Source organism: Thalassobaculum sp. (genome assembly GCF_040219615.1).
GTDB lineage: Bacteria > Pseudomonadota > Alphaproteobacteria > Thalassobaculales > Thalassobaculaceae > Thalassobaculum_A.
On sequence record NZ_JAVJSE010000028.1, the window covers coordinates 1 to 12225 of the forward strand.

Here is a 12225-nt window from a genome sequence, read left to right on the forward strand (position 1 = left end):
CGCGTGAACCGCTTCGACGCGCCAACCCGGTGCGACAGCATACGGACGCCTACGGCGACCTCCGGCTGTCGCACCGGGCAAACAACAGAAGCGGACAGATCATGCGCTACAAACACCGGACAACTTGACGCGTCAGCTACAGAAGCAATTGAGGCGGCGATGAAAAGCCAGCGATCTCGAACGATTGAGGGGCAGCGGGCGCGGCGCCGGAGCGGGCCGCGCCCGCCTGCGGTCAGGAGGCCTTCGCGAGCAGCTCGGCGACCCGTTCCCAGTTCACCATGCTGTCGACGAACGCCTTCAGGTAGTCCGGACGGCGGTTGCGGTAGTCGATGTAGTAGGAGTGCTCCCACACGTCGCAGCCCAGCAGGGCGGTCTCGCCGAGCGCCACCGGGTTCACGCCGTTCGGGGTCTTGGTGACCTTCAGCTTGCCGTCGGCGCCGACCGCCAGCCAGCACCAGCCGGAGCCGAACTGGGTGACGCCGGCGTTGACGAAGTCCTCCTTGAACTTGTCGACGCTGCCGAAGTCCGCGACGACCCGCTTCTCGAGTTCGCCCGGCATGGCGCCGCCGCCATTCGGCTTCATCCACTGCCAGAACTCGATGTGGTTCCAGTGCTGGGCGGCGTTGTTGAACAGCCCGGTCAGCTTGTCGTCCTTGTAGGACGCCTTCACCACGTCCTCGAGCGACTTGTCCTCCAGGCCGGTGCCCTTCAGCAGGTTGTTGCCGTTCGTGACGTAGGCGTTGTGGTGCTTGTCGTGGTGGAACTCCAGCGTCTCCGCCGACATGAACGGCGCCAGTGCGTCATACGCATAGGGCAGCGGGGGAAGTTCGAATGCCATCGGTCGCTCTCCTCTCGTGAAATCCTCTGTCGATCCCGGGTAACGGTCTTGCGGGGGGCCGGCTCCCGGGTCCGGGCTAGATGTAAGCCCAAGAAAAATCTTGTCCAGAGAAGATGCGGGGGCGTCCTATATCGGCAGCCGACGAAGGGGACCCGTCATGCTGTTCGCCCAGATCACCGACCTGCATGTCCGCGCTGCCGGCGACCGGCTGGGCGGCCGCGTCGACACCGGGGCGTTTCTCGAGCGCGCGGTGGCCCGGCTCAACGGTCTCGACCCGCGGCCGGACTTCGTGCTGGTCACCGGCGATCTGGTCGACGGCGGCGATCCGGACGAATACGCCCGTCTCAGGGAACTGCTGGCGCCGCTGGCGATGCCGGTGCGCCTGGCGCTCGGCAACCACGACGACCGCGAGGCCTTCCGGGCCGGCTTTCCGGATCTCGACTACTGGAACGCCGGGGAGCCCTTCGTCCAGTATGCCCTGGACCTGGACGGCAGCCGGGTCCTCGTCCTCGACACTCTCGACCAGGGCAAGTCCACCGGTGCCCTGTGCGAGCGCCGGCTCGACTGGCTCGCCGCGCGGCTGGCGGAGGACCGGACGACGCCGACGGTGGTCGCCATGCACCACCCGCCGATCCCGGTCGGCATCCCCGGCATGGACCGGTTGCGGCTGCTCGAGGGGGCGGAGCGGTTGGAGGCGCTGGTCGCAGGAGCGCCCAACGTGGAGCGCGTCATCGCCGGCCATCTGCACCGCGGCGTGACCGTCCGGTTCGCCGGCACGGTGCTCGACGTGCTGCCGGGGGCGGCCCACCAGGTCGCCTACGACGCCGAGGGCAGGGCGCCGCTGAGCCTGACCTTCGAGCCGCCGATGCTGCAGCTGCATCGCCTGGTGCCGGGCGCCGGCCTGGTCAGCCACCGGCTCACGGTCGAATCCTTCGACGCCTACCCGTTCGGCGGCGGCTGATCGCGTTCTGGCCGCCTTGCCGCGGGTCCGCTTAGACTCCCGGCGGAAGGCTGCCGGAGGACGACCATGCGCGCTGTTGTCGGAGGTCTTTTCGCCGCCGTGGTGGCGCTGCTGGCCGGGGCGGCGACGGCGCAGCCCGAGAAGCTGAACCACACGCTCAACGTCTACGAGGCGATCGTCACCTATCCGGGGCCGATCTGGTACGAGAGCGGCAATCCGATCGACGCCAGCGAACACTACCGCCGGCAGAACGGTCCGGAGTTCGTCATCGAGCAGATCCCGAAGGGGCAGAAATTCGAGACCTGGACCAGTATGTACGCCGTGCGCGGCTATTACCTGGCCGCCCGGCCGGATCTCACGATGGATGAGTTCCTCGGCGCCAATCTGCTGATCCCGTACGAGCAGACATGCGGCCGCGAGAACATTGCGATCCGGGTGCTCGAACGCCTGCCGGATCGGATCATGTTGCTGTTCCTCTGCCAGAACAGCGCCGGCGGGCCGGGCAGGATCGGCTACCGCGACGGCGTCGGCGAGCTGGCGGTCTATAAGGCGTTCAAGCTGAAGACCACCTTCGTCGAGGTGTTCCAGAAGTGGCGGGGGCCGCGGTTCGTGGCCGGCGACAACACCACCTGGCCGGCGGCTGTGGCCGACGTGAACCACGTGATCGAATTGATCAAAACGGCCGCGGTTCACCCCAGCCCGCGGCAGCCCTGACGGCCCGGCCCTCGGTCAGCCGCCGCTTGCGGAGTCGGCCTCGGCGACCGCTGCCAGGAAGTCCTCCAGGGTCTCCGGTCCCTTCGCCCCGAAGCGCTCGCGCAGGCCAAGCTCGGCCACCCACATCTGGCGCCGGCCCGATCCGACGGCGGTGAACGGGTCGAGGCCGAGATCCGTCAGGGTGTCGGCCACCGACTCCATCTCGACCGCCCGGCGCCGGCCGTGCAGGGCCATCCGGCCCATGTGGTAGGTGGCGAGCCGGCGCCAGTCCAGGTCCGGGAAGGTGCCCTGGATCGAGGCCAGCACCCGGTCGGCGACCCCGGCCCGGTCGGCGGCCACCAGGCTCTCGCACAGGATCGCCTCCAGCCCCTTCATGAACACGCTGCGGGCCATCTTGATGGTCGAGGCCTGGCCGACCTTGTCGCCGACCACTTCCAGGGTCATGCCGAACGGCGCCAGCCGCTCGGCCGCCTCCTGCGCCGCCGGGCCCGCCAGCAGCATGGGAACCTTGTGGCCGCGCCCCGGGACCGTGTCCATCACCGCCACGTCGACGTAGCGGGCCGGCGATGCCGCCTCGACCGCCGCCGCGGCCTTGACCTTCTTGCCCGGCGAGCAGGAGTTGAGGTCCAGGTAGAGCTGGCCGGCCCGCAGATGCGGTGCCGCCGCCGAGGCCGCCTCCAGGGCCCGCTCCGAGGTGACGGTCGAGAGGATCAGGTCGGCATCGCCGACCGCCTCGGCCGGCTGCGCGCAGGCCCGGGCCGGCACTGCCCCGGCCTTGGCGATCCAGGCGTCGCGGGCCGCCGGGTCGTCCACCAGGATGTCGTAGGCGGCGACCGACGCCGCCCCGGCGCCCAACAGCCCGCCGGCGATCAGCGGCCCGGCCTCGCCGAAGCCGATGAAGGCCAGCCGCGGGGCGTTGGTCCCGGCTGCCATCACGCCTGCTTCCCGGGCTTGAGCCTGGTGGCGTTGGCCCGCTCGTAGTACTCGATCGTCACCTCGTGATCGACGCCCGGGAGCTGCGCCGAGGCCTGCTGCCAGATGTCGTTCAGGGTGTGCAGCAGCGGCGCGAACGCCTCCTGGTCGCCGGCCAGCCCGGAGGCGATGCCGACGTCCTTGGCCATCAGTGCCGCCGAGAAGCCGGAGCCGTAGGTCCGCGGCAGCACCCGCTGGTGGTACTTGGTCTCGGTCGAGTTGTTGCGGCCGGACGACACGTTGATGATGTCGACCATGGTGGCCGGGTCGAGGCCGAACTTCTGGCCGATGACCAGCGCCTCGTTGGCCGCCGTCAGGCCGACCGCCGACAGGTAGTTGTTCAGGCACTTCATGGCGTGGCCGCAGCCGAGCGACCCGCAGCGGAACACGTTCTTGCCGGTCGCCTCGAAGATCGAGGTGACCTTGGCGATCGCCGCCTCGTCGCTGCCGCCGATCATGATCGACAGCGTCGCCTTCTCGGCCCCGACGGTGCCGCCGGAGACCGGCGCGTCGATCAGCGTCACGCCGAGCTTGTGCAGGTCGTCGCCCAGCGCCCGGGTGCCGGTCGGCGCCGACGAGCTCATGTCGATCACGATGCTGCCGGGCTTCAGGCCGTCGGCCAGCCGGTCGCCATCTCCCAGGCAGATCTGCCGGACGATCTTGCCGTCCGGAACGATCGTCACGACCACGTCGCACATCTCGGCGAGCGCCCGCAGGGTCGGCGCGCGCCTGGCGTCGAACTCCTCGGCGAACTTGCCCATCCGGCCCTGGTCCACGTCGTAGACCACGATGTCGATGCCGGCCTGCTTGGCGTTGCGGGCCATCGGCCAACCCATGTTGCCGATGCCGATCCAGCCCACGGTCATGTCCGCCATGGCGGCGTTCTCCCCTAGATTTCCAGTTCCTTGAAGACTTCGCGGGCGTTTCGGAAGGCGTCGATCGCCGCCGGGACCCCGCAGTAGATGGCGGTCTGCAGGAACACCTCCCGCATCTCCTCCTTGGTGACCCCGTTGTTGATGGCACCGCGGATGTGGAGGCGCAACTCGTGCGGGCGGTTGAGTGCCACCAGCATCGCCAGGTTCAGCATCGAGCGCTGCTTGCGCGGCAGCTCCTCGCGGCCCCACACGGCCCCCCAGCAGTATTCGGTCACCAGTTCCTGCAGCGGCATGTTGAAGTCGTCGGCCGAGGCGATCGACTTGTCGACGTAGTCGGCGCCCAGCACCTCGCGACGGTTCTTCAGGCCGGCGTCGAACATGGCCTTGTCCATGGGTTCCTCCGGGGAGTGTATACAAAGTCACGGCGAGCCTAGACCGCCGGGCCGACCGTCGCCAAGGTGCTGCTTCGGCAGCATTGCGCAGCCGTTCCGTGGACGACCGGCAAGGGCGGGTTTGCGACGGCGGCCGTCCGTCCCTAGGTTACGGTCACGCAGGACCGCAGGAGACCGGCATGGCCCCGGATGATGGAGGACGCGCCTGCGGGCGCGACGCAGACGACCGACCGGTTGCCGGCAGCGACCTCGACACCGGCGTGGCGGACGAGCTGTACGTGGTGCGGCTGCGGGGCCTGGTGGTCGACTTCCGCATCGGCATCCACCCGCACGAGCGCGACGGTGCCCAGCGCGTGCGGGTCGACGTGACCGTCGACGCGGTGCGTCCGGACGGTGGCTTCCGGGAGGACTACCGGCGAGTCTACTGCTACGAGCGGCTGGCCGCCGGGATCCGCGCGCTGGCAAGCGGCGGCCACATCGGCCTGGTCGAGACGCTGGCCGAGCGCATCGCCGAACTGGCGATGGCCGACCCGCGGGCCCGCCGTGCCGAGGTGACGGTCGACAAGCTGGACGTGTTCCCCGACGCCGAAGGGGCCGGCGTGACGGTCACGCGGCGCCGTGCGGGATAGGCGCCGGGCGGGACAACAGCAAGAACCGGAGTGATCGGGCGGCGGAGGGCTTCTACGGTCCGGGCCAGCGCCTGGAACGAAGGGAACCGTCATGGCCGAGATTGCCGACCGCGTCGCCGGCCTTGACTGGAGCCGGATCGGCGCCGACCTGGACCGCTGGGGGGCGGCGACCACCGGGCCGCTGCTGTCGGCCGGGGAGTGCCGGGCCCTGACCGCGCTCTACCCCGACGACCGCCGGTTCCGCAGCACCGTGACGATGGCCCGGCACGGCTTCGGCCGCGGCGAATACCGCTACTTCGGCTACCCGCTGCCGGACGTCGTCGGCGCCCTGCGCGCGTCCCTGTATCCGCGGCTGGCCGCGCTGGCGAATGCCTGGGCCGGGCGGACCGGCGACGGCCGGCGGTATCCGGCGCGGCTCGACGACTGGCTGGCCGAATGCCATGTCGCCGGCCAGACCCGCCCGACACCGCTGATCCTGAGATACGGCCCCGGCGACTACAACTGCCTGCACCAGGACCTGTACGGCGAGCACGTGTTCCCGCTGCAGGCGGCATTCCTGCTGAGCGAGCCCGGCGCCGACTTCACCGGCGGCGAGTTCGTGCTGACCGAGCAGCGCCCGCGCATGCAGTCGCGCGCCGAGGTCGTGGCCCTTGCGCGCGGCGAGGCGGTGATCTTCCCGGTCAACCGCCGGCCGGTACAGGGCTCGCGCGGGATCTACCGGACCGCCATGCGCCACGGGGTCAGCCGGCTGCGGTCGGGCGAGCGCTACACGCTCGGGATCATTCTGCACGACGCGGCGTAGGCGGGACGGCTACCGTCCGGCCCAGCGGCGGATCGCGTCGACGACCTCGGCCGGCTCCTGGCGCACCCGATAGTCCGGGTCGGCGAACACGTCGAGCAGGGTGCCGTCGGGGGCGACCACGAAGTTGCCGGGGATCGGCAGTTCCCAGCTGTCGTCGCCGTTCGACCGCTCCAGGTCGAGGCCGATCCTTCCGTAGAAGTCCCTGACCCGGTCGGGCAGGGTCCAGACCAGCCCGTACTGCCGGGCGACCCTGTTGCCCACGTCGGACAGCACCTCGAACGCCAGGCCGTGCTTCGCCGTCATCTTCGCGGCCTCGTCCGGCAGTTCGGGGGTGATCGCGACCATGTCGCCGCCGAGCGCGCGGATCTCGCCGAGCACCTCCATCAGTGCCCTGACCTCGACGTTGCAGTAGGAACACCAGGAGCCGCGGTAGAACTTCACCACCAGCGGGCCGCGGCTGCGTAGTTCCGTCGAGCGGACGATCTCGCCGTCGGCGTTCGGCAGCGCGAAGTCCGGGGCCGTCCGGCCGGGCTGCAGCACGTTCGCGCGGACGCCGCTCGCGTCGAGTGCGCGGATCGAGCCGTCGATGGTCTTCCAGTCGGAGTCCGCCAGCCGCTTGCGGCGCTCGATGGTGTTCGCCTCGAGCCTTTCGGCCAGCGTCCCCCGCGGGTCTCCGGTCTCTGACATGGCGGCATCTCCCTGTCGTGTCGTCATCGAGCATCGGGCCGATGGCGTCCCGGTTTCCACCGTCGGCCGGGCACGAGTGAAACGTCAGGCCGGAATGGCCGCGCCGGCCGGGAAATCGCCGCCCGGCCTGGACAATTCCGCGATTGCATACAGGTTGGTGTTAACTGTTAACTATCAACGATCACCACACAGGGGGACTTCCGCATGAACCAGAGCGAATTCACCCGCCGGCTGCTGCTGCAGGGGACCGCCGGCCTGCTGGGATCCGCCGCGCTCGCCCGGGTCGTCCCGGCGCAGGCCGCCACCGACGAACTGCGGCTCTGGGCCGCGCCGATCATGCGGCCGTTCGACACCTGGGCGCCGTTCGAGGAGAAGGCCGGGATCAAGCTGGCCTGGAGCCCGAAGAGCGCCAGCGCCGACGAGGCCCTGTCGAAGATGATGGTCGGCGACGGCCGCAAGCTCTACGACGCCTTCACCGACAACGGCGGCGGGATGGAGGATGCGATGGCCGAGAACGGCGTGATCGCCGAGCTCGACACCTCGCGTATCCCGAACTGGAACCTGCTGCGCGACGAGGTGAGGGACCCGAAGGGCGAGGCCGCCCACTCGATCCGCTACAAGGACAAGGTGTACGCCGTTCCGTACATCGCGAACGCCGACTCGCTGGCCTACAACAAGTCGATGCTGGGCCAGGACTATGCCAGCTGGGAGGCCATTTTCGACCCGGAGTTCAAGGGCCGCACCGCCCTGCAGAACGACTTCGGCCCGACCATGACGGTGACCGCGATCTACCTTCACGAGTCCGGCAAGATGTCGATCAAGAACCGGTCCGACATGCAGCCCGACGAGATCCAGGGGGTCGCCGAGTTCCTGATCGAGAAGAAGAAGGCCGGGCAGTTCCGGACCTTCTGGAACGGCTTCCAGCAGGGCGTGGACCTGCTGGCGTCGGGCGAGGTGGCGATGATGTCGTGCTGGGAGCCGATCCAGCGGGTCGCCGCCAAGAAATCCGGCCAGGACATCGTGTACGGCACGATGAAGGAAGGCCACCAGGTCTGGAACAACATCGTCATGCTGACCAAGGACGCCGCCAAGGCCGGCAAGGACGCGGCGTTCTACAAGCTGGCCGAGACCGTGCTGTCGCCCTGGTACACGACGCGACAGCTGTCGCGCTTCGGCTTCGCGTCGCTGACCACCGGCATGGTGGCCTACATGGAGGCCAATGCCGGCGACTTCGACGTGGCCGACCTGAAGGCGACCCTGAAGCGCAAGGAGCAGCGCTACGCGACCGCCGGCAACGCCTGGCAGAACGTCTATCCGACGCATCTGCGCACGTACCAGGAGTGGTGGTCGCGGGTGCAGGCGGCCTGAGCCGGCCCCGATGACCGTCGTGACGCCGCGGGAGGGAGCCGGAGACGGCTCCCTCTGGCAGCGGCTGGTGGCCGACGACGGCCCCGGCCGGCTGCTGTTCTACCTGCCGGCGGTCTTCATGACCGTGTTCTTCCTGGTGCCGCTCGGGCTGACGCTGGTGTGGAGCGTGTTCGAGCGCACCATGTTCTGGATGAAGCCCGGCTTCACCCTGGCGGCCTATGGCGATTTCTTCCTGTCGGGCCGGCTCGACAGCTTCCTGAACTCGGTGCAGTCCGGCCTGGTCACCGTCCTGGTCGCCTTCGCGCTCGGCTTCCCTGTCGCGGTGTTCGTGCGCCGTTCGCTGCCCCCGTCGGCGCAGCACAAGGCGGTGCTGCTGTTCATCCTGCCGTTCATGATCTCCGAAGTGATCCGGCTGTTCGCGCTGCGCCCGGTGCTCGGGCGCAACGGCATCGTCAACGATACGCTGATCGGCATCGGCCTGACCGACGCGCCGCTCGACTGGCTGATCTTCACGCCGACCGGAGTGGTGATCGGCGAGGTGCTGTCGTTCCTGCCCTTCATGGTGTTCTGCGGCTTCCTGGCGATGGAGGGCATCCCGGACTACGTGTTCGAGCTGTGCAGCGACCTGGGCAGCGGGGTGGTGCGGACCTTCGTGCGGGTGATCGTGCCGCTGGCCGCGCCCGGCATCTTCGCTGCCACCGTGTTCATCTTCGTCAACAGCCTCGGGTTGTTCCTGGTGCCGGACCTGCTGGGCGGTCCGGGCGCCGCCAATGCCGGGACCCTGGTGGTGAACGCGATCGCCGCCCTCGACTTCCCGCTGGCGATGGCGATCGCCGCCGTCATGGTCGGGCTGATGGCCGGGCTGCTGCTGATCGGCCACTACCTGTTCGACATCACCAAGATCCTGCAGCCCTATCGCTAGGCCGCCGATGACCCACGACTACGAGAGCGTCTGGGGATACCGCCTGAAATGGGCCTACATGCTGACGCTCGTCGGCGCCCTGATGCTGCCGGTGTTCTATACGCTCTACATCTCGTTCAACTACGGCGGGTTCGGCGCGGCGAGGTACGAGTTCACCTGGCTGTGGTACCGGACGCTGTTCGAGAACCAGGAGATCCGCGCGACCCTGTCCTGGACCGCGCTGATCGCGGCGATCGTGGTGGCCTGCACGATCCCGATGGCGGTGCTGGCCGCCAAGTTCTACCAGCGGACCCGCCTCAAGGTGCCGTTCGTGTTCCTGATGCTGTCGCCGCTGTTCGTTCCGGCCGACGTCACCGCGGCGGCGCTGCTGGTGTATTTCAAGAACCTGAACGCCGTCGCCGAGGCGGCGTTCGGCCAGTCCTGGTTCGAGCTGTCGCTGTGGACCGCGGTGGCCGGGCAGATCACCTGGTGCCTGCCATACGCCTTCGTGGTGATCCTGGTCACCATGGCCCGGTTCCGGCCGGAGCAGGCCGAGGCGGCGCGGACCTGCGGCGCCAACGCCTGGCAGGCCTTCTGGCACGTCGAGTTTCCGCAGATCCGGCCCGGCGTGCTGTCGGCGACCGCGTTCGTGGTGATCCTGTCGTTCAACGAATACGTCCGGACCAACTTCCTGAAGGGCGGCTTCGACACCTTCCCGACCTACCTGGTGTCCTACATGCTCAACACCGGCATGACCCCCGAGGTCTACGCCATGGCCGGTCTGTTCGCGGTGGTGTCGATGGCGGTGGTCGGCCTGGTGCTCGTGATGGCGATGACGAGGGGGCGGGCATGAGCGCGGCCGGCACGGATGCGATGACGAACCGCCCGACACCGACACCGGCTGCCGTCGAGGCCGAGGGGATCACCAAGAACTACGGCCCGGTCACCGCGCTGAAGCCGACCAGCTTCGCGATCCCGGCCGGCCGGTACTTCGTGCTGCTGGGGCCGAGCGGCGGCGGCAAGACCACGACGCTGCGGATGATCGCCGGGCTGATCCGGCCGACCGGCGGCCGGGTCCGGATCAACGGCGTGGACGTGACCGATCAGCCGGCCGACCGCCGCGACACCTCGATGGTGTTCCAGGGCTCGGCGCTGTTCCCGCACATGACCGTCGAGCAGAACGTCGCCTACGGCCTGACCCTGCGACGGCTGCCGCGCGACGCGATCCGCGCCCAGGTTCTGGACATGCTCAAGCTGGTCGGGCTGGCCGGCTTCGAGCGGCGCCGGCCGCACGAGCTGTCCGGCGGCCAGCAGCAGCGCGTGCAACTGGCCCGCGCCCTGGTGCTGAAGACCTCGGTGATCCTGCTGGACGAGCCGCTGGCGGCACTGGACGCCCAGCTGCGGCGCGACATGTGCTTCGAGCTGAAGCACATCCAGGAGAGCGTCGGCATCACCTTCGTGCATGTGACGCACAACCAGGAAGAGGCGATGACCGTGGCCGACGAGATCGCGCTGATCGCCGACGGCGAACTGGTCGAGAGCGGCACGCCCGGGCACATGTACGAGAGTCCGCGGCGTCGGTTCACCGCCGGGTTCGTTGGCGAGAATACCCTGTTCGACGGGATCGTCCGGCACGACGGGGCCGCCGCCTCTCTGGCCGTGGCCGAGGGCCTGAGCCTGCCGCTGCCGCCGGCGCCGGGCGTCGACTGGGCGAGCGCCGACGGGCGGGCGGCGGCGGTCTCGGTGAAGGCCGAGGACTTCCGGCTGGCGGCCGGGGCGGGCGCCGAGCCGGGTGCGGTCGAGACGCCGGTCGAGGTGGTCGACGCGTTCTATCTGGGCTTCTCCACGGTCATGCATGTCCGCCTGCCGACCGGCCATGCGGCAACGGTCCGGATGGCGACCCGAAGCCTGCCCGGCCGCTTCGCCCCGGGCGACCGGGCGTTCCTGTCGTGGCGGCCGGACGCGGTGCGGGTGCATCTGGCGTAGGGCATCGAGGCGGCGGCGCGCCGCCACGTGACGACATCCAACCGGGCGAAGGGGAGCGACCATGTGGTCCAATCCGCGAATTCCGTTCCAGATGGCGAGCGAGAGGCCGCCGCTTCCGCCGTTCCAGGGACGGCCGATCATGGTCAACGTCGCCGTCAACATCGAGTACTGGCCGTTCGACCGGCCGATGCCGCGAGGCGTGCTGCCGCCGCCGCACGGCCGGCCGAGCGACCCGCCGGACGTCCCGAACTTCGCCTGGGTCGAATACGGCCTGCGCTGCGGCATGCCGCGGCTGTTCTCGATGCTGGCGGCGCGCGGGCTGCGAGCCTCGGCGCTGATGAACGCGCAGGTGGCCGACGTCTACCCCGGCCTGGCCGACGCGGTGCTGCGGGCCGACTGGGAACTGGTCGGCCACGGCTGGTTCCAGCAGTCGCTGAAGCAGGTCGACGACGAGGAGGCCGAGATCGTGCGGTCTCTGCGGCGCCTGGAGGCGTTGTCCGGCAAGCCGGTGCGCGCCTGGCTCGGCCCCGGCATCGGCGAGACCCCGGAGACGCCCGACCTGCTGCGCAAGCACGGCATCGAGTTCCTGCACGACTGGCTGGTCGACGACCTGCCGTGCTGGATGCGGACCCGCCACGGGCCGATGCTGGCCATGCCCTACACCTTCGAGCTGAACGACGTGCCGATCTACGCGGTCCAGCACAACTCGACCGACGAGATCTTCCGGCGGGTCGAGGCGACGCTGGCGGTGTTCGAGCGCGAGGGCCGCGACCAGCCGAGGGTCCTGACCCTGGCGCTGCACCCGCACCTGATCGGGGTGCCGCATGTGGCGCATCACTTCGGGCGTGTTCTCGATCTGCTGCTGGGCCGCGACGACGTGGTGTTCATGACGTCGAGCGAGATCGGCGACTGGTTCGTCGAGGCCGACGGGACGCATGGGGCGGCGGTGGCGGCGTTCGCCGACGGGGCGCCGGGTTGACCGCCGGGCGGGCCTCCGGCGCCGGTGGTTCGTCCCGGTCGGCGATATCACTCTTGGGAGCACGCCCCTGAAAACACGCAATGATAGCGCTAGCATAACTTCCGGTCACGCCGTATAGTCA

Annotated in this window: 14 protein-coding genes; 9 read left to right on the forward strand and 5 right to left on the reverse strand. The window is 69.4% G+C overall.

Annotation, left to right across the window (positions count from 1 at the left end):
- Window positions 1-232: 232 nt before the first annotated feature.
- Window positions 233-838 (reverse strand): superoxide dismutase, encoded by a 606-nt coding sequence (locus RIC31_RS14805; RefSeq protein ID WP_350108984.1) that lies wholly within the window; start codon window positions 836-838, stop codon window positions 233-235.
- A 157-nt stretch (window positions 839-995) separates the two neighbouring features.
- On the opposite strand from RIC31_RS14805, the gene RIC31_RS14810 reads away from it, so the two are divergent.
- Window positions 996-1799 carry a phosphodiesterase gene (locus tag RIC31_RS14810; protein ID WP_350108987.1) on the forward strand — a complete coding sequence of 268 codons (804 nt, stop codon included), beginning with the start codon at window positions 996-998 and terminating at the stop codon, window positions 1797-1799.
- Window positions 1800-1865: 66 nt separating this feature from the next.
- Window positions 1866-2513: a hypothetical protein gene (locus RIC31_RS14815; RefSeq protein ID WP_350108990.1), complete on the forward strand. Its 648-nt coding sequence runs from the start codon at window positions 1866-1868 to the stop codon at window positions 2511-2513.
- A 15-nt stretch (window positions 2514-2528) separates the two neighbouring features.
- Here RIC31_RS14815 and RIC31_RS14820 read toward each other — a convergent pair whose 3' ends face one another.
- From RIC31_RS14820 to pcaC, 3 genes are read right to left on the reverse strand one after another with little or no spacing between them, the layout of a single operon-like run.
- Window positions 2529-3446 carry an NAD(P)-dependent oxidoreductase gene (locus RIC31_RS14820; RefSeq protein WP_350108993.1) on the reverse strand — a complete coding sequence of 306 codons (918 nt, stop codon included), beginning with the start codon at window positions 3444-3446 and terminating at the stop codon, window positions 2529-2531.
- The gene (locus tag RIC31_RS14825) at window positions 3446-4360 is read right to left on the reverse strand and encodes an NAD(P)-dependent oxidoreductase (protein WP_350108996.1); all 915 of its coding nucleotides are present in this window, start codon (window positions 4358-4360) and stop codon (window positions 3446-3448) included. The genes RIC31_RS14820 and RIC31_RS14825 overlap by 1 nt, the downstream gene beginning before the upstream one ends.
- A gap of 14 nt (window positions 4361-4374) precedes the next feature.
- Window positions 4375-4752: a 4-carboxymuconolactone decarboxylase gene (gene pcaC, locus RIC31_RS14830; protein ID WP_350108999.1), complete on the reverse strand. Its 378-nt coding sequence runs from the start codon at window positions 4750-4752 to the stop codon at window positions 4375-4377.
- Between the two features lie 179 nt (window positions 4753-4931).
- Here pcaC and RIC31_RS14835 point away from each other — a divergent pair, with 179 nt between their 5' ends.
- Together RIC31_RS14835 and RIC31_RS14840 are read left to right on the forward strand one after the other, a co-directional pair.
- The gene (locus RIC31_RS14835) at window positions 4932-5381 is read left to right on the forward strand and encodes a dihydroneopterin aldolase (protein WP_350109002.1); all 450 of its coding nucleotides are present in this window, start codon (window positions 4932-4934) and stop codon (window positions 5379-5381) included.
- A gap of 91 nt (window positions 5382-5472) precedes the next feature.
- Window positions 5473-6183, forward strand: a complete 711-nt coding sequence (locus tag RIC31_RS14840) for a 2OG-Fe(II) oxygenase (RefSeq protein WP_350109005.1) — start codon at window positions 5473-5475, stop codon at window positions 6181-6183.
- Window positions 6184-6192: 9 nt separating this feature from the next.
- On the opposite strand, the gene RIC31_RS14845 is transcribed toward RIC31_RS14840, so the two are convergent.
- On the reverse strand, window positions 6193-6870 hold the full coding sequence (locus RIC31_RS14845; RefSeq protein WP_350109008.1) for a peroxiredoxin-like family protein: 678 nt from the start codon (window positions 6868-6870) through the stop codon (window positions 6193-6195).
- A gap of 204 nt (window positions 6871-7074) precedes the next feature.
- Here RIC31_RS14845 and RIC31_RS14850 point away from each other — a divergent pair, with 204 nt between their 5' ends.
- From RIC31_RS14850 to RIC31_RS14870, 5 genes are all read left to right on the forward strand, one after another.
- A complete protein-coding gene (locus RIC31_RS14850; protein ID WP_350109011.1) occupies window positions 7075-8238 on the forward strand; it encodes an ABC transporter substrate-binding protein in 1164 nt (387 codons plus the stop codon).
- Window positions 8239-8248: 10 nt separating this feature from the next.
- Complete coding sequence (locus RIC31_RS14855) at window positions 8249-9160, forward strand: ABC transporter permease (protein ID WP_350109014.1); 912 nt, start codon at window positions 8249-8251, stop codon at window positions 9158-9160.
- Between the two features lie 7 nt (window positions 9161-9167).
- Window positions 9168-9992 carry an ABC transporter permease gene (locus tag RIC31_RS14860; RefSeq protein ID WP_350109016.1) on the forward strand — a complete coding sequence of 275 codons (825 nt, stop codon included), beginning with the start codon at window positions 9168-9170 and terminating at the stop codon, window positions 9990-9992.
- Window positions 9989-11125 (forward strand): ABC transporter ATP-binding protein, encoded by a 1137-nt coding sequence (locus RIC31_RS14865; RefSeq protein WP_350109019.1) that lies wholly within the window; start codon window positions 9989-9991, stop codon window positions 11123-11125. Before RIC31_RS14860 ends, RIC31_RS14865 begins: the two co-directional genes overlap by 4 nt.
- Window positions 11126-11264: 139 nt before the next feature.
- Complete coding sequence (locus RIC31_RS14870; protein ID WP_350109022.1) at window positions 11265-12104, forward strand: polysaccharide deacetylase family protein; 840 nt, start codon at window positions 11265-11267, stop codon at window positions 12102-12104.
- The last annotated feature ends 121 nt before the right edge of the window (window positions 12105-12225 follow it).

Coding starts and splice junctions, on each gene's coding strand:
- RIC31_RS14870 (WP_350109022.1), top strand. CDS start 11,265: ATGGTCAACGTCGCCGTCAACATCGAGTACTGGCCGTTCGACCGGCCG.
- RIC31_RS14810 (WP_350108987.1), top strand. CDS start 996: ATGCTGTTCGCCCAGATCACCGACCTGCATGTCCGCGCTGCCGGCGAC.
- RIC31_RS14820 (WP_350108993.1), bottom strand. CDS start 3,446: ATGGCAGCCGGGACCAACGCCCCGCGGCTGGCCTTCATCGGCTTCGGC.
- pcaC (WP_350108999.1), bottom strand. CDS start 4,752: ATGGACAAGGCCATGTTCGACGCCGGCCTGAAGAACCGTCGCGAGGTG.
- RIC31_RS14855 (WP_350109014.1), top strand. CDS start 8,249: ATGACCGTCGTGACGCCGCGGGAGGGAGCCGGAGACGGCTCCCTCTGG.
- RIC31_RS14815 (WP_350108990.1), top strand. CDS start 1,866: ATGCGCGCTGTTGTCGGAGGTCTTTTCGCCGCCGTGGTGGCGCTGCTG.
- RIC31_RS14840 (WP_350109005.1), top strand. CDS start 5,473: ATGGCCGAGATTGCCGACCGCGTCGCCGGCCTTGACTGGAGCCGGATC.
- RIC31_RS14865 (WP_350109019.1), top strand. CDS start 9,989: ATGAGCGCGGCCGGCACGGATGCGATGACGAACCGCCCGACACCGACA.
- RIC31_RS14835 (WP_350109002.1), top strand. CDS start 4,932: ATGGCCCCGGATGATGGAGGACGCGCCTGCGGGCGCGACGCAGACGAC.
- RIC31_RS14860 (WP_350109016.1), top strand. CDS start 9,168: ATGACCCACGACTACGAGAGCGTCTGGGGATACCGCCTGAAATGGGCC.
- RIC31_RS14825 (WP_350108996.1), bottom strand. CDS start 4,360: ATGGCGGACATGACCGTGGGCTGGATCGGCATCGGCAACATGGGTTGG.
- RIC31_RS14845 (WP_350109008.1), bottom strand. CDS start 6,870: ATGTCAGAGACCGGAGACCCGCGGGGGACGCTGGCCGAAAGGCTCGAG.
- RIC31_RS14850 (WP_350109011.1), top strand. CDS start 7,075: ATGAACCAGAGCGAATTCACCCGCCGGCTGCTGCTGCAGGGGACCGCC.
- RIC31_RS14805 (WP_350108984.1), bottom strand. CDS start 838: ATGGCATTCGAACTTCCCCCGCTGCCCTATGCGTATGACGCACTGGCG.